10 protein-coding genes are annotated in these 15,043 nt (G+C 69.9%); 9 read left to right on the top strand and 1 reads right to left on the bottom strand.

Annotation, left to right across the window (positions count from 1 at the left end):
- Window positions 1–42: 42 nt before the first annotated feature.
- From RM704_RS03035 to RM704_RS03020, 4 genes are all read left to right on the top strand, one after another.
- Window positions 43–1,710: a fumarate hydratase gene (locus RM704_RS03035; RefSeq protein WP_033531796.1), complete on the top strand. Its 1,668-nt coding sequence runs from the start codon at window positions 43–45 to the stop codon at window positions 1,708–1,710.
- 130 nt (window positions 1,711–1,840) lie between these two features.
- Window positions 1,841–3,226 (top strand): class II fumarate hydratase, encoded by a 1,386-nt coding sequence (locus tag RM704_RS03030; RefSeq protein ID WP_033531795.1) that lies wholly within the window; start codon window positions 1,841–1,843, stop codon window positions 3,224–3,226.
- Window positions 3,227–3,340: 114 nt separating this feature from the next.
- A complete protein-coding gene (fomD, locus tag RM704_RS03025; protein ID WP_078937470.1) occupies window positions 3,341–4,033 on the top strand; it encodes a cytidylyl-2-hydroxypropylphosphonate hydrolase in 693 nt (230 codons plus the stop codon).
- A 343-nt stretch (window positions 4,034–4,376) separates the two neighbouring features.
- Window positions 4,377–6,491, top strand: a complete 2,115-nt coding sequence (locus RM704_RS03020) for an ATP-binding SpoIIE family protein phosphatase (protein ID WP_192829840.1) — start codon at window positions 4,377–4,379, stop codon at window positions 6,489–6,491.
- 159 nt (window positions 6,492–6,650) lie between these two features.
- On the opposite strand, the gene RM704_RS03015 is transcribed toward RM704_RS03020, so the two are convergent.
- The gene (locus RM704_RS03015) at window positions 6,651–9,038 is read right to left on the bottom strand and encodes a transglycosylase domain-containing protein (protein WP_192829844.1); all 2,388 of its coding nucleotides are present in this window, start codon (window positions 9,036–9,038) and stop codon (window positions 6,651–6,653) included.
- Between the two features lie 334 nt (window positions 9,039–9,372).
- Here RM704_RS03015 and RM704_RS03010 point away from each other — a divergent pair, with 334 nt between their 5' ends.
- The 5 genes from RM704_RS03010 (at window position 9,373) to RM704_RS02990 (ending at window position 14,481) form a co-directional block, all read left to right on the top strand.
- A complete protein-coding gene (locus tag RM704_RS03010; protein WP_033531809.1) occupies window positions 9,373–9,897 on the top strand; it encodes a PadR family transcriptional regulator in 525 nt (174 codons plus the stop codon).
- Window positions 9,898–9,902: 5 nt separating this feature from the next.
- Complete coding sequence (locus RM704_RS03005; protein ID WP_033531808.1) at window positions 9,903–10,607, top strand: ABC transporter ATP-binding protein; 705 nt, start codon at window positions 9,903–9,905, stop codon at window positions 10,605–10,607.
- On the top strand, window positions 10,604–12,955 hold the full coding sequence (locus tag RM704_RS03000) for an ABC transporter permease (RefSeq protein ID WP_033531791.1): 2,352 nt from the start codon (window positions 10,604–10,606) through the stop codon (window positions 12,953–12,955). Before RM704_RS03005 ends, RM704_RS03000 begins: the two co-directional genes overlap by 4 nt.
- Before the next feature lie 73 nt (window positions 12,956–13,028).
- Window positions 13,029–13,562, top strand: coding sequence for an alkylhydroperoxidase, AhpD family (gene ahpD / locus RM704_RS02995; RefSeq protein WP_033531807.1), 534 nt, complete (start codon window positions 13,029–13,031; stop codon window positions 13,560–13,562).
- A gap of 124 nt (window positions 13,563–13,686) precedes the next feature.
- Window positions 13,687–14,481 carry a class I SAM-dependent methyltransferase gene (locus tag RM704_RS02990; protein WP_033531790.1) on the top strand — a complete coding sequence of 265 codons (795 nt, stop codon included), beginning with the start codon at window positions 13,687–13,689 and terminating at the stop codon, window positions 14,479–14,481.
- Window positions 14,482–15,043: the final 562 nt, after the last annotated feature.

The following is a 15,043-nucleotide window of genomic DNA, read 5'->3' as shown; positions in this document are numbered from 1 at the left end:
GTCGAGCGCCGAGCGCCGAGTGCCGAGTGAGGAATGGGCGACATGCCTGAGTTCGAGTACACCGATCTGCTCCCCATGGGAGAGGACACCACCCCGTACCGGCTGGTGACCTCCGAGGGTGTCTCCACCTTCGAGGCCGACGGGCGGACGTTCCTCAAGGTGGAGCCGGAGGCGCTGCGCAAGCTGGCCGCCGAGGCGATCCACGACATCCAGCACTATCTGCGTCCGGCGCACCTCGCGCAGCTCCGCCGGATCATCGACGACCCCGAGGCGTCGAGCAACGACAAGTTCGTCGCGCTCGACCTGCTGAAGAACGCGAACATCGCGGCCGCCGGTGTGCTGCCCATGTGCCAGGACACCGGTACGGCGATCGTGATGGGCAAGCGCGGGCAGAACGTCCTCACGGCGGGCGGCGACGAGAGCGCCCTGTCCCAGGGCATCTACGACGCCTATCTGAACCTCAACCTGCGCTACTCGCAGATGGCTCCGCTCACCATGTGGGAGGAGAAGAACACCGGGTCGAACCTGCCGGCGCAGATCGAGCTGTACGCCACCGACGGCGGCGCGTACAAGTTCCTGTTCATGGCCAAGGGCGGCGGCAGCGCCAACAAGAGCTTCCTCTACCAGGAGACGAAGGCCGTCCTCAACGAGGCGTCCATGATGAAGTTCCTGGAGGAGAAGATCCGTTCGCTGGGTACGGCCGCCTGTCCGCCGTACCACCTCGCGATCGTGGTGGGCGGCACGAGCGCCGAGTACGCGCTGAAGACCGCGAAGTACGCCTCCGCGCACTACCTGGACGAGATTCCGGCCGAGGGGTCGCCGCTCGGGCACGGTTTCCGGGACAAGGAGCTGGAGGAGAAGGTCTTCGAGCTGACGCAGAAGATCGGGATCGGCGCGCAGTTCGGCGGCAAGTACTTCTGCCACGACGTGCGGGTCGTCCGGCTGCCCCGGCACGGTGCCTCCTGCCCTGTCGCGATCGCCGTGTCCTGCTCGGCCGACCGCCAGGCCGTCGCGAAGATCACCGCCGAGGGCGTCTTCCTGGAGCAGCTGGAGACGGACCCGGCGCGGTTCCTGCCGGAGACCACGGACGAGCACCTGGAGTCCGACGGCGACGTGGTCGAGATCGACCTCAACCAGCCGATGGACGACATCCTCGCCGAGCTGACCAAGTACCCGGTGAAGACGCGGCTGTCGCTCTCCGGGCCGCTGGTCGTGGCGCGTGACATCGCGCACGCCAAGATCAAGGAGCGGCTCGACGCGGGTGAGGAGATGCCGCAGTACCTGAAGGACCACCCCGTGTACTACGCGGGACCGGCGAAGACGCCCGAGGGGTACGCGTCGGGGTCGTTCGGTCCGACGACGGCCGGGCGGATGGACTCCTACGTGGAGCAGTTCCAGGCGGCCGGCGGCTCCAAGGTGATGCTGGCGAAGGGCAACCGGTCGCAGCAGGTCACGGACGCGTGCGGGACGCACGGCGGCTTCTACCTCGGCTCCATCGGCGGCCCCGCCGCCCGCCTCGCGCAGGACTGCATCAAGAAGGTCGAGGTCGTCGAGTACGAGGAGCTCGGCATGGAGGCCGTCTGGAAGATCGAGGTCGAGGACTTCCCGGCGTTCATCGTCGTCGACGACAAGGGCAACGACTTCTTCAAGGACCCGGCCCCGGCGCCCACCTTCACGTCGATCCCCGTGCGGGGTCCCGGGCTGGCGTAGCGCCCCCTCGGACACCTGAGGAGTCATGACGGCGGCGGGACCCGGGACCGGGGCCCGCCGCCGCACGGCATGGTCACCCTCACGGGGTAAGGCCGGGAACACCACGGGCGGCCGGGACGCTGTACCGGGCATGAGTGACTACCGCGTCGAACACGACTCCATGGGCGAGGTCCGCGTACCGGCGGACGCCAAGTGGCGGGCCCAGACCCAGCGGGCCGTCGAGAACTTCCCGATCTCCGGGCAGCACATCGAGCGCGCCCACATCGAGGCCCTGGCCCGGATCAAGGGCGCGGCCGCCAAGGTCAACGCCGAACTGGGCGTGCTCGACAAGGACATCGCCGAGGCGATCCGGGAGGCCGCCGAGGAGGTCGCCGAAGGCCGCTGGGACGAGCACTTCCCGGTGGACGTGTTCCAGACGGGCTCGGGGACGTCGTCGAACATGAACACCAACGAGGTCGTCGCCACCCTGGCGAGCGAGCGGCTCGGGCGTGACGTGCATCCGAACGACCACGTCAACGCCTCGCAGTCGTCCAACGACGTCTTCCCGTCCTCGATCCACATCGCCGCCACCGCCGCCGTGACGCGTGATCTCATTCCCGCCCTGGAGCACCTCGCCGACGCTCTCACCCGCAAGTCCGTGGAGTTCGCGGATGTCGTGAAGTCCGGTCGTACACATCTCATGGACGCCACGCCGGTGACTCTCGGCCAGGAGTTCGGCGGCTACGCGGCCCAGGTGCGGTATGGCGTCGAGCGGCTCACGGCCTCGCTCCCCCGGCTCGCCGAACTCCCCCTGGGCGGAACGGCGGTGGGGACGGGCATCAACACGCCGCCCGGATTCTCCGCCGCCGTCATCGCGGAGGTCGCGCGGGTCACCGGGCTGCCGCTCACCGAGGCGCGGGACCACTTCGAGGCGCAGGGCGCGCGGGACGGGATCGTCGAGACGTCCGGCCAGCTCCGTACGATCGCCGTCTCCCTCACCAAGATCGCCAACGATCTGCGGTGGATGGCGTCTGGGCCGCGGACCGGTCTGGCGGAGATCTCCCTGCCCGACCTCCAGCCCGGCTCCTCGATCATGCCCGGCAAGGTCAACCCGGTGATCCCGGAGGCCGTGCTGATGGTCGCCGCGCAGGTCACGGGCAATGACCTCACGGTCACCACGGCGGGCGCCTCCGGCAACTTCGAGCTCAACGTCATGCTGCCGGTGATCGCCAAGAACGTCCTGGAGTCCGTCCGGCTGCTCGCGAACGTCTCGCGGCTGCTCGCCGACCGGACCGTGGACGGGATCGTCGCCGACCGGGAGCGGGCCCGTGAGTACGCCGAGTCGTCCCCGTCCGTGGTCACCCCGCTCAACAAGTACATCGGATACGAGGAGGCCGCGAAGGTCGCCAAGAAGGCGCTCGCGGAACGCAGGACCATCCGTGAGGTGGTCCTGGACAGCGGTTACGTGGAGCGTGGCGATCTGACACTGGAACAGCTCGACGAGGCGCTGGATGTGCTGCGGATGACGCGGCCGTGACGGGACGGCGAGTTCCGGCCTTCGTGGGTGTCCTCCGGGTAACCGATTCCCGCCAAGGCGTGAACCGTGACCGGTACCGCAGCGTCATATGCGCATGACACCTAATATCTGCGCATGGGAGACGACGGAGTGGTGAGACGAGTGGAAGCGGGCGGGTCGACGGCGTTCTGGGAGCCGGGCAGTCAGATCCTGTGGCGCTACCGGGAGAACGGCGGCGAGAGCTTCCACATCGCGCGTCCGGTCACGGTGGTGCGCGACGACGCGGAACTGCTGGCCGTGTGGATGGCGCCCGGTACCGAGTGTGTACGGCCCGTGCTGGCGGACGGCACCTCGTTGAACTCGGAACCCCTGACGTCCCGCTACAAGAAGCCGCGCGGCGTGCGGCTCGGCCGCTGGTCCGGCACCGGGGTGCTGAAGCTGGCACGGCCGGGCGAGCCGTGGTCGGTGTGGCTGTTCTGGGAGCAGGGTTGGCGTTTCAAGAACTGGTACGTCAATCTGGAGACGCCACTGGCCCGTTGGGACGGCGGTGTGGACTCCGAGGACCACTTCCTGGACATCTGCGTGTACCCGGACCGAACGTGGAACTGGCTCGACGAGGACGAGTTCGCGCAGGCCCAGCAGGACGGTCTGATGGACGCGTCGGCGGCCCGAGCGGTACGGGAGGCGGGACTGTCGGCGGTCGAGGTGATCCGCGCGTGGGGCCCGCCGTTCTCGGACGGCTGGCAGCACTGGCGCCCGAATCCGGCGTGGGGGGTACCGTCTCTCCCGGAAGACTGGGACCGTACGCCCGCGCACTTGTCCTCATGAGACCCTTGATGCGCCCCCGGTCCGCAACCGTAGGATCGTCCTCCGCAATGGTTCACAGGGGCAACTCCCGCAGTTCGGGCAGGGCTTGACCGTACGTCACCGAGGGGCGGCAAGACGTGATCAAGGGGTACGAGGGTTACACCGGGGCGAGCCGGAGACGGCCCGACGGACGGGCAGTACTGCCCTTCGGCGAGCCCGCCGGTACCGTGTGTGCCACAGGAACTGCCTCTGACCACGCGGGAATTCCGTTCCCAGGACACGTAATCCGGGTATCGGCCTTTCTGCGGGACGAAGGATCGGGTTTGCGGGACGCACTGCGCTCACGACGCGCAGTCCCGGACGGATGGATTCGACACGCGTGACGGAGCACCCCACCTCCCACGAGCGCCCTCAGGGCGGCGCCGGCCCCACGGATCCCCGCGGGGCGCTTCTGCGTACCCAGGAGCCGATGCGCACCGCGCCCGCCACGGCCTTACCCGCTCAGGCACGCAATGGTGACGCGCCGGCCGAGCCGGGCACCGCGGCCCCGTGCGCGAAGAGCGGACAGGCGCCCTCGGAGCACGCCCAGCCGGCGCTCTCCGAGCACTCGCAGCCCGCGGCCACCGAGCCCGACCCGCACCGCCCGAGGCCCGCGCCGGAGACCATCCCGGCGCAGCCCGGCGGTGAGCCGGACCGGTCGGGCTCGGCGGCGGGCGGCCTGGAGCGGCGCGGCGGGCAGGGAGTGCCGCCCGGCGCTCCCATGCCCATGCGGCGCGACGGCGACCGGCTGCGCTTCGTGGGCGCCGCGACCCGGCGGATCGCCCGGGGCATCGACCTGGACGAGATCGTGATGGGTCTGTGCCGGGCCACCGTGCCGACGTTCTCGGACGCGATCCTCGTGTATCTGCGCGAGCCGCTGCCGGTCGGTGACGAGCGGCCCACCGGGCCCATGGTGCTGCGGCTGCGCCGCACCGACCGGATCCCGGAGGAGCGGGACACCGAGGGCGGCTTCATGCCCGTGTCGCTCCAGCCCGAGCAGCCGGTCGATCTCGCGGTCGTCACGGCCGAGCAGTGCGAGGTACGGCCCGGAGGGGCGCTCGCCGAGGTGCTGCGGGGTGTGCGCCCGGTCTTCGCGGACGCGCCCGCCGCGCACGACGCGCTGCCGGAACTGCTGGGCCCGGACGCGGAACTGACCGTGCCGACCGGCCAGCGGGCGATCCTCGCCCCGCTGCGCGGGCGGCGCCGGGTGATCGGCGCGGCGGTGTTCCTGCGCCGTCCGGAGCGGATGGCGTTCGAGCAGGACGATCTGCTGGTCGCCGCCCAGCTCGCCACGCACAGCGCGCTCGGCATCGACAAGGCGGTGCTCTACGGCCGCGAGGCCTACATCGCCGACGAGTTGCAGCGCACGATGCTGCCGGAGGCGCTCCCGAAGTGCACCGGCGTGCGGCTCGCGCACCGGTATCTGCCGGCCGCCGAGACCGCCCGCGTCGGCGGCGACTGGTACGACGCGATTCCCCTGCCGGGGAGCCGGGTCGCGCTGGTCGTGGGCGATGTGATGGGTCATTCGATGACCTCGGCCGCGATCATGGGGCAGCTGCGGACCACCGCGCAGACGCTGGCGGGGCTGGATCTGCCGCCGCAGGAAGTGCTGCACCATCTCGACGAGCAGGCCCAGCGGCTCGGTACGGATCGCATGGCGACCTGTCTGTACGCCGTGTACGACCCGGTCTCGCACCGGATCACCATCGCCAACGCCGGGCATCCGCCGCCGGTGCTGCTGCATCTCGGCGGGCGCGCCGAGGTGCTGCGGGTGCCGCCGGGCGCGCCCATCGGTGTGGGCGGGGTGGACTTCGAGGCGGTCGAGCTGGACGCGCCGGCCGGTGGCACGTTGTTGCTGTACACCGATGGGCTCGTGGAGTCCCGGCTGCGCGACGTGTGGACCGGGATAGAGCAGTTGCGGGAGAAGCTGGCCGCGACCGCGCAGTTGACCGGGCCGGATCACCCTCCGCCGCTGGAAGCGCTGTGCGACGAGGTGCTGGACATGCTCGGCCCGGGGGACCGCGACGACGACATCGCGCTTCTCGCCGCGCGCTTCGATGGGATCGCTCCCAGCGACGTCGCGTACTGGTTCCTGGAGCCGGAGGAGATGGCTCCGGGGCGGGCGCGTCGGCTGGCCCGGCATGCGCTGTCCCGCTGGGGTCTGGAGGAACTGACCGACTCGGTCGAGCTGTTGATCAGCGAGGTGGTCACCAACGCGGTGCGGTACGCGACGCGGCCGGTCACCCTGCGGTTGCTGCGGACCGATGTGCTGCGGTGCGAGGTCACCGACGACGTGCCTCAGCTGCCCCGGCTTCGGCAGGCTCGGGCGACGGACGAGGGGGGCCGTGGGCTCTACCTGGTCAATCGGCTGGCGAAGCGGTGGGGGGCGACTCGGTTGAGTGCGGGGAAAGTGGTCTGGTTCGAGCTCAACCAGGCGTGAGGAAGTTCGCGGGAGCGCCGTAGGGCTTCCGTGAGTTCGGCGGGTGCGGGTCCGGTGGGGCTTCTCGCGCAGTTCCCCGCGCCCCTGGAGGGCCTGCGGCCCTCAGACGCGCAAAGGGCGCCCGGTGAATCACCGGGCGCCCTCCGCTTTTCTCGATCGCTAGTCGTCCACCTGGGGATCGTTGGGGTTCGTCGGGAACTCGATGCCGCCGGCGTCGCCCGACGGGGTCTCCTCCGGGGTGGTCGAGGGGGTTTCCTCGGGGGTCGTCTCCGGGGTGGTCTCCGGGGTCGTCTCCGGGGTCGTCGCGGGCTCGCTGCTCGGCTCGTCCGTGGTGGGCGTCTCCGAGGGGGTCTCGGACGGCTTCACGGACGGGGTCGGGGACAGCGTGGGCGCGACCGCGGCACCCTGCTTGGTGTCCAGGTCGAACTTGGTGGTCTTGCCCATCACGCCGAAGGTGTACGTGGCCCAGATCTGGGCGGGGAAGCCACCGCCGTTGACCCGGGGGACGCCGAGGGCGTTGTACATCGAGACGTGCTTGCCGTTCTTGCTCATGTCCTCGCCGAACAGGCCGACGGAGGTCACGAGGTTCGGCGTGTAGCCGGTGAACCAGGCGGAGCGGTTCTCGTCGGAGGTACCCGTCTTGCCGGCGACCTGCTGGCCGTTGCGGGCCGGGTTGTCGCGGACGGAGGTCTTGGCCGTACCGTCGTCGACCACGCCGGTGAGGACCGAGGTGACCGTGTCGGCGGCCTCGACGCTGATGACCTGTTCACCGATCGGCTCGGGGAACTCGACCTCGACGTCCCGGTGTTCGGCCGAGGCGATGATGGTCGGGGTGACCTTCTTGCCGTGGTTGTCGAGGGTGGCGTAGATGCCGGCCATCTCCAGCGGGCTGGCGCCCATGGAGCCCAGGGTCTGGGCGGGCACGGCCTCCATGCCCTCGGTGTCCATGCCGAGCTTGCCTGCGACCTCCATGACCTTCTCCATGCCCACGTCGACGCCCATCTGGGCGAAGACGGAGTTGATGGACTTGTTCATGGCGGTCTGCACGGTGACGTCGCCGTAGTCGACGTTGTCCTCGTTCGGCGGGGCGAAGCCGACCGCGGTGCCGTCGTCCGTGACCTTGTGCCGGCTGTCCCCGTCGTAGACCGTGCTGGCGGTGATCGGGTCGCCGTCCTGCGTCTCGGCGTTCTCGTCGACGGCCGCGGCGAGGATCACGGGCTTGAAGGTGGAGGCGGGCTGGTAGTCGCGGCGGGTGGCGTTGTTGGTGAAGTGCTTGACGTAGTCGACGCCGCCGTACATGGCGACGACCTTGCCCGTCTTCGGGTCGACGGAGACGGCGCCGGCCTGGATGTGCTTGTCGACCTTGCGCTTCTTCGGGTCGAGCTTGCTGGTGAGGCGTTCCTTGACGGCCTTCTCCAGCGCGGCCTGCTTCTTCGCGTTGATGTTCAGCGTGACGGTCCAGCCGCCCGCGTCGATCTTGGTCTTGGCCTCTTCGATGTTGTCCGCCGCGTCATTGGCCACGAGTTGCCTGGCCAACTGGTTGTTGGCCGCCACGACCAGGTAGCCGTTCTGGCCCTCCATGTCGGGAGCGGCCTGGGGCTCCTTCGGCTTGGGGAGCTTCAGGTCCGCCCGCTCCGAAGCGGTCAGCTTCGTCTGGTCCTCCATCTCGACCATGTTGTCCAGCACGTAGTTCCAGCGCGCTGTGACCAGCTTCTTGCCCGTCTCGGTGGCGGTGGACAGGTCGTACTGGCTGGGGGCCTGGAGCAGCGCGGCGAGGTAGGCACCCTGCGCCACATCGAGGTCCTTGGCATCGACGCCGTAGTACGCCTGGGCGGCGGCCTGGATACCCCAGGCGCCGCGGCCGTAGTAGCTGGTGTTGATGTAGCCCGCGAGGATGTAGTCCTTGGACTCCTCGCGCTCCAGCTTCAGGGAGATGACCAGCTCGTTGAGCTTGCGGGTCACCGTCTGGTCCGACGTCAGGTAGTAGTTCTTGACGTACTGCTGGGTGATGGTCGAGCCACCCTGCTTGCCCTTGCCGGAGAGGGTGTTGAACACACCACGCGCCATGCCCTTGAAGTCGACGCCGGGGTCCGAGTAGAACGTCTTGTTCTCGGCGGCGACGAAGGCGAGCTGGACCTGCTTGGGGACGTCCTCGAGTTCGACGATCTCGCGGTTGGTGTCACCGGTGCGGGCGAAGATCTTGCCGTTGGAGAACTTGTAGACATTGCTCTCCTGGGTCGCCTCGGGGTTCCCCTTGGGGATGTCGATCATCAGGTAGAGCACGATGAAGGCGCCCATGCCGAGCAGACAGACGCCGAAGAAGGTGCCGAGGATCTTCTTCCAGGTGAAGAGGCGACGCAGGAAGCTCTTCTGGCTCTTCTGCTGCTTCTTGCCGCCGGCCTTGGCCGCGGCCCTGGCAGCCGCCCGGCCGCCGCCCTCGGGCGGGGCTATGACGGCCGTCGCCCCCGCTTCGCTGCCGGACGAGCGCTGGGGCGCCGCGCGGCGACCGCCGCGCTGCCGCGCTCGTCTTTCTTCCGCTCGTCCCATGGCTCCGGTCCGCTCCGACTTCTGCTCGGTCTCATACGTCACTCGGGTCTTGTCAGCTCAGCAAGCTAACACCGAGGACTATGACAAGAGGGAGTCGGTCCCTTCTGTGGCGACGTGACAAAGCGCACGCGCGACGCGCGGTCACAGACCTCATCCCACCGGAACGGACGTTCCAACAGGGGCGATGGTTGCCCCAGCCGCCCCATGAGTTCCTGACGGTCCTGGTGACAGAACCGTGACAATCGGCTCTGACCTGCGTCCCCTTCGTATCCGCCGGGGATCTATACACGGCAGGTATACGTGCGGTGTATACCTCGTGTGTACAGTCGTGTTCATGTCCATCGGTCACACCCTCCTGGGACTCCTGGAGTCCGGGCCCCGACACGGTTACGACCTGAAGCGGGCCTTCGACGAGAAGTTCGGTCACGACCGGCCCCTGCACTACGGCCAGGTCTACTCGACGATGTCGCGCCTGCTGAAGAACGGCCTCGTCGAGGTCGACGGCATCGAGCCCGGCGGCGGCCCCGAGCGCAAGCGGTACGCGATCACCGAGGCCGGCATCACGGATGTCCAGCGGTGGCTCGCGACGCCCGAGAAGCCCGAGCCGTATCTGCAGTCGACCCTCTACACGAAGGTCGTCCTCGCCCTGCTCACCGACCGGAACGCGGCCGACATCCTCGACACCCAGCGTTCCGAACACCTGCGCATGATGCGCATCCTCACCGACCGCAAGCGCAAGGGCGACCTGGCCGACCAGTTGATCTGCGACCACGCCCTGTTCCATCTGGAGGCCGATCTGCGATGGCTGGAGCTGACCGCCGCCCGACTGGGCAAGCTGGCCGAGGCGGTGACCCGGTGAACCCCGTGAACGCGGCCTCCTCCCCGGCCCCCGCCGGTTCCCTGCTCGTCGCGACCGATCTGCGCAAGTCCTACGGCCCGACCACCGCGCTGGACGGCGCCGAGTTCTCCATCCACCCCGGCGAGGTCGTCGCGGTGATGGGCCCCTCCGGCTCCGGCAAGTCGACGCTGCTGCACTGTCTCGCCGGGATCGTGCCGCCCGACTCGGGTTCCATCACGTACAACGGCCGCGAGATGGCCTCCATGAACGACGCCCAGCGCAGCGCGCTCCGGCGCAGCGAGTTCGGGTTCGTCTTCCAGTTCGGCCAGCTCGTGCCGGAGCTGACGTGCGTGGAGAACGTGGCCCTGCCGCTCCGGCTGAACGGCGGCTCCCGCAAGGAGTGCGAGCGGACCGCCCTCGGCTGGATGGAACGCCTGGAGGTCGACGACCTCGCCCGCAAGCGTCCCGGCGAGGTCTCCGGCGGCCAGGGCCAACGGGTCGCCGTCGCGCGGGCGCTGGTCACGAGCCCGCGTGTGCTGTTCGCGGACGAGCCCACCGGCGCGCTCGACTCCCTCAACGGCGAGCGGGTGATGGAGCTGCTCACCGAGGCCGCCCGGTCCACCAACGCCGCCGTCGTCCTGGTCACGCACGAGGCACGGGTGGCCGCGTACTCCGACCGCGAGATCGTCGTACGGGACGGGAAGTCCCGGGACATGGAGCGCGTCGTATGAGTGGCGCCGTGTTCCGCCAGTGGTACCGGGACCTGGCGATGGGGGTGCGGTTCGCCTTCACCGGGGGCCGTGAGGGGTGGGTGCGGGCCCTGCTCACCGCCGTCGGGGTGGGGCTCGGGGTGGCGCTGCTGCTGCTCACCACGGCGGTGCCGAACGTGTTGTCCGCGCGGGAGACCCGCGAGGAGGCCCGGCAGGACCGGGGGATCGGCTACCTCGAGCCCCAGTCCAAGCCGACCGACAAGAGTCTGGTCATCGCCGACACCGACACCGAGTACCGGCAGCAGGAGATCCGGGGACGGCTCCTCGAACCCGAGGGCGCGGGCGCGCCGCTGCCGCCCGGGGTCGCCGAGTTCCCCGCGCCGGGTGAGATGGTCGTCTCCCCCGCCCTGTCCGACCTGCTGAAGTCCGACGCCGGGAAGCTCCTGCGCGAGCGCCTGCCGTACGACACGGTGGGCACCATCGGGCAGGCCGGACTCATCGGTTCGACCGACCTCGTCTACTACGCGGGCGCCAAGGGGATCGCCGACCGGGTCGACGGCTCGGTGGTGGCGCGGATCGACGCGTTCGGGACGGACACCACCGGCCAGCCCGAGAAGGAGGTCGACCCGATCCTCCTGCTGCTCACCCTGGTCGTCTTCGTGGTGCTGCTGATGCCGGTCGCCGTCTTCATCGCCACGGCCGTACGGTTCGGCGGCGAGCGGCGCGACCGCAGGCTGGCGGCGCTGCGGCTGGTCGGCTCCGACGGACGCATGACCCGTCGGATCGCGGCGGGCGAGGCGCTCGCCGGCTCCCTGCTGGGGCTGGTCTTCGGCGCGGGCTTCTTCCTGCTCGGCAGGGAGGTGGCCGGCTCCGTCGAGGTGTTCGACATCAGCGTGTTCCCGAGCGACCTCAACCCCTCCCCCGGCCTCGCCCTCCTGGTCGCGCTCGCGGTGCCGGCCGCCGCCGTCCTCGTCACCCTGTTCGCGCTGCGCGGCGTCGTCATCGAGCCCCTGGGCGTGGTCCGCACGGCCAAACCGCCGCGCCGCAGGCTCTGGTGGCGGCTGCTGCCGCCGCTCGCCGGTCTCGCCCTGCTCTACCCGATGATCGGCCAGGGCGGGGAGAACGGAACGTTCAACGAGTACATGGTGATCGGCGGTGTCGTCCTGCTCCTGATCGGCATCACCGCGCTGCTGCCCTGGGCCGTCGAGGCGTTCGTCGCCCGGCTGGGCTCCGGCGCCGTCTCCTGGCAACTGGCCGTCCGCAGACTGCAGTTGAGCAGCGGTTCGGCGGCCCGCATGGTCAACGGCATCGCGGTGGCGGTGGCCGGTGCGATCGCCCTGCAGATGCTGTTCTCCGGCATCCAGGCCCGGTACGAGGCACCGACCGGGCTGGACACCTCGCGGGCGCAGCTGGAGCTCGTGCTGCCGGACGACGCCAGGGTGGACGTCGTCGGCGAGAAACTGAAGCGGGCCAGAGGCACGCAGACCACCGCGGCACTGTCCAACGCGACCGTCTCCACCACGGCCAAGGACCCCGAAAACTTCACGGAACTGACCGTCGGCGACTGCGCCGCGCTGCGCGAACTGGCGAGGATCTCCTCCTGTCGCGACGGCGACGTCTTCCGGATGGAGACCCCGGAGGACCCGTCCGTGACGGACATCGCCACCCCCGGGAACACGCTCTACTTCGATCCGACCTACACCGGCGACGAGCAGGGCGCCGAGATCGCCTGGAAGCTGCCGGCCGAGGTCCGCGCGGTGCCGGAGCGCGCCGACACCCTGCGGAACGGGACGGCGGGGCTGCTGGCCACCCCGGGCGCCCTGCCGGCGAAGACCACGACGGAGCTCTACGGCACGATCTACGTACGCACCGACCCCAAGGTGCCGGACGCGCTCGACGAGGTACGCAACGCGGCCGTGGCGATCGATCCGCTGATCAGGACGTGGGAGTGGGAGACGACGCGGCGGGTGGACCAGTTCGCGGACATCCGCACCGGTCTGCTGGTCGGTGCCACCGCCGTGCTCACCCTGATCGGCGCGAGCCTGCTCGTCTCCCAGCTGGAGCAGTTGCGCGAACGCAGGAAGCTGCTGTCGGCGCTGGTCGCCTTCGGCACCCGGCGTCGCACACTGGGCCTGTCCGTGCTGTGGCAGACGGCGATCCCGATCGTCCTCGGCCTGTTCCTCGCCTCGTCGGTCGGCGTGACCCTGGGCGCGGTTCTGCTGCGGATGACGAACGTGCAGGTGTCCCTCGACTGGTCCAGTGTGCTGTCCATGACGGGCATCGGCGCGGGCGTCGTCGTCCTGGTCACGGCGCTGAGCATGCCGCCGCTGATGAGGATGATGCGGCCGGAGGGGCTGCGTACGGAGTAGGCCGGTGCCGCGGCACCGCCGCGGCGCCGTCACACTGGACCCGGTCAACCGCTCGCCCGGGAGTGAGGACGGCATGTCGCTCGACACCTTGAGGTCCTTGATTCCGGACTACGCCAAGGACCTGCGTCGCAACCTCGACGCGGTTCTCGGTGACTCCGGGCTGCCGGCGCAGCGGTTGTGGGGCACGGTGCTGGCCACGGCGATCGCCTCGCGTTCGGCGATCGTGCTGCGCGAGCTGGCGCCGGAGGCGAGGGCGCGGCTGTCGCCCGAGGCGTACACCGCGGCGAAGTTGGCGGCCGCCACGATGGCGTTGAGCAACGTCTTCTTCCGTACGCGGCATCTGCTGTCCGACCACGAGTACGGCGCTCTGCGGACCGGGCTGCGGATGAATGTCATCGGTGATCCCGGGGTGGACAAGATCGACTACGAGCTGTGGGCGCTCGCCGTGTCCGCGATCAATGGGTGCGGGGCGTGTCTGGACTCGCACGAGCGCGTGCTGCGCGGGGCCGGCGTGAGCCGGGAGACCGTGCAGGAGGCGTTCCGGGTGGCTTCGGTGGTGCAGGCGGTGGGGGTCACGGTGGAGGCGGAGGCGGTTCTCTCCGAGTAGGGCGCGGACGCCTCGCGGCGGGTGGCCGGGAATCACCTCCTGAAGGGGCAGGGGCTTCGCCCTGCGCCTTCAGGGGTGGAAAACCGGTCGCCGATCGCTTCGTCGCTGGGGAAAATCGGGGCCCATGACCTCCCTTCCCTCCCCCGCCTTCGCAAGCCGCACCTTCGAAGAACTCGTCGCCGAAGCCGATGCCGTGCCCACCGACGGATGGGACTTCTCGTGGTTCGAGGGTCGGGCCACGGAGGCCCGGCCGTCGTGGGGGTACGCGCGGGCCATGGCCGAGCGGCTCGGGCGGGCCTCGGCGGCGTTGGACATCCAGACCGGGGGCGGTGAGGTGCTCGCTTCCGCTCCACGGCTTCCGGCGCTGACCGTCGCCACGGAGGGGTGGCCGCCCAACGTCGCGAAGGCGACCGCGCTGCTGCACCCCCGGGGCGCGGTGGTGGTGGCCAGCGCGCAGGACGCGCCGCTGCCGTTCGCCGACGGGGCGTTCGACCTGGTCACCAGCAGGCACCCGGTGCGGGCGCACTGGCCGGAGATCGCCCGGGTGCTGCGGCCCGGCGGCACGTACTTCGCGCAGCATGTGGGACCGAGCAGCGCCTACGAACTCGTCGAGCACTTCACCGGCCCCCTGCCGGAGGAGAACCGGAGCGCCCGTCATCCGGACGGGGAACGCGCCGGCGCCGAGGCGGCCGGTCTGGAGATCGTGGATCTGCGGGCCGAGCGGCTGCGGATGGAGTTCTACGACATCGGCGCGGTCGTGCACTTCCTGAAGAAGGTCGTCTGGATGGTGCCCGGTTTCACCGTCGAGGCGTATCTGCCCCAGCTCCGCTCACTGCACGAGCGGATCGAGGCCGAGGGGCCCTTCGTCGCGCACAGCGCCCGCCATCTGTTCGAGGCCCGCAGGCCGCCGACCGCCTGAGCCGGTTGTCCACATCGTTATCGCCCGCGGCTTGGCTTATCCGGGTCTACTCGCGTAGGTTCAGACCAAGGTAATTCGCGTCAGCAAAGCTGCGCGGCACGGCTTCGCGCAGTGGAGGGGGCTGCGCGACGCCGGGCACCCCCGCCGTCGGCGTCAAGCGCGCGTTCCGCCGACGCTTCACCCGTACGGGGGCGCCGGGGCACTTCTCCTCGGAAGTCGCACAACGATACGCAAACCCCACAATCCCGCCGGGATTCCTCCATTCCCCCTTGGAATTCGCTGGCATTCGGCCATGATCACCCCTCGATCACGCCCTGAATGAAGGCTTCCGCACTCACCGTCGCGCTGTCGTCCGGCTGCGGAGAGTAGTTGTGGCACGCCGATGCACGCAGCATCACTCACGAAGGGTTATGGTGGAAACCCCCCCTCGGGCCGGTCCGTCTCCCCCCCACGGACCGGCCCGTTTTTTCTGCCCGGAAGGCGGCCCTCCGAAGAGGCGCACCCTGGGCCCCGGGAGCACGCCGACCCCGCACACCCCTTGGCGCAGTTGGCCTCCAGCCCC

Source organism: Streptomyces gottesmaniae, from assembly GCF_031845845.1.
GTDB lineage: Bacteria > Actinomycetota > Actinomycetes > Streptomycetales > Streptomycetaceae > Streptomyces > Streptomyces akebiae.
The sequence above is the reverse complement of the archived record's forward strand: the minus strand, read 5'-3'. Positions and strand labels throughout refer to the sequence as shown.

Coding starts and splice junctions, on each gene's coding strand:
- RM704_RS03035 (WP_033531796.1), top strand. CDS start 43: ATGCCTGAGTTCGAGTACACCGATCTGCTCCCCATGGGAGAGGACACC.
- RM704_RS03030 (WP_033531795.1), top strand. CDS start 1,841: ATGAGTGACTACCGCGTCGAACACGACTCCATGGGCGAGGTCCGCGTA.
- fomD (WP_078937470.1), top strand. CDS start 3,341: ATGGGAGACGACGGAGTGGTGAGACGAGTGGAAGCGGGCGGGTCGACG.
- RM704_RS03020 (WP_192829840.1), top strand. CDS start 4,377: ATGGATTCGACACGCGTGACGGAGCACCCCACCTCCCACGAGCGCCCT.
- RM704_RS03015 (WP_192829844.1), bottom strand. CDS start 9,038: ATGGGACGAGCGGAAGAAAGACGAGCGCGGCAGCGCGGCGGTCGCCGC.
- RM704_RS03010 (WP_033531809.1), top strand. CDS start 9,373: ATGTCCATCGGTCACACCCTCCTGGGACTCCTGGAGTCCGGGCCCCGA.
- RM704_RS03000 (WP_033531791.1), top strand. CDS start 10,604: ATGAGTGGCGCCGTGTTCCGCCAGTGGTACCGGGACCTGGCGATGGGG.
- ahpD (WP_033531807.1), top strand. CDS start 13,029: ATGTCGCTCGACACCTTGAGGTCCTTGATTCCGGACTACGCCAAGGAC.
- RM704_RS02990 (WP_033531790.1), top strand. CDS start 13,687: ATGACCTCCCTTCCCTCCCCCGCCTTCGCAAGCCGCACCTTCGAAGAA.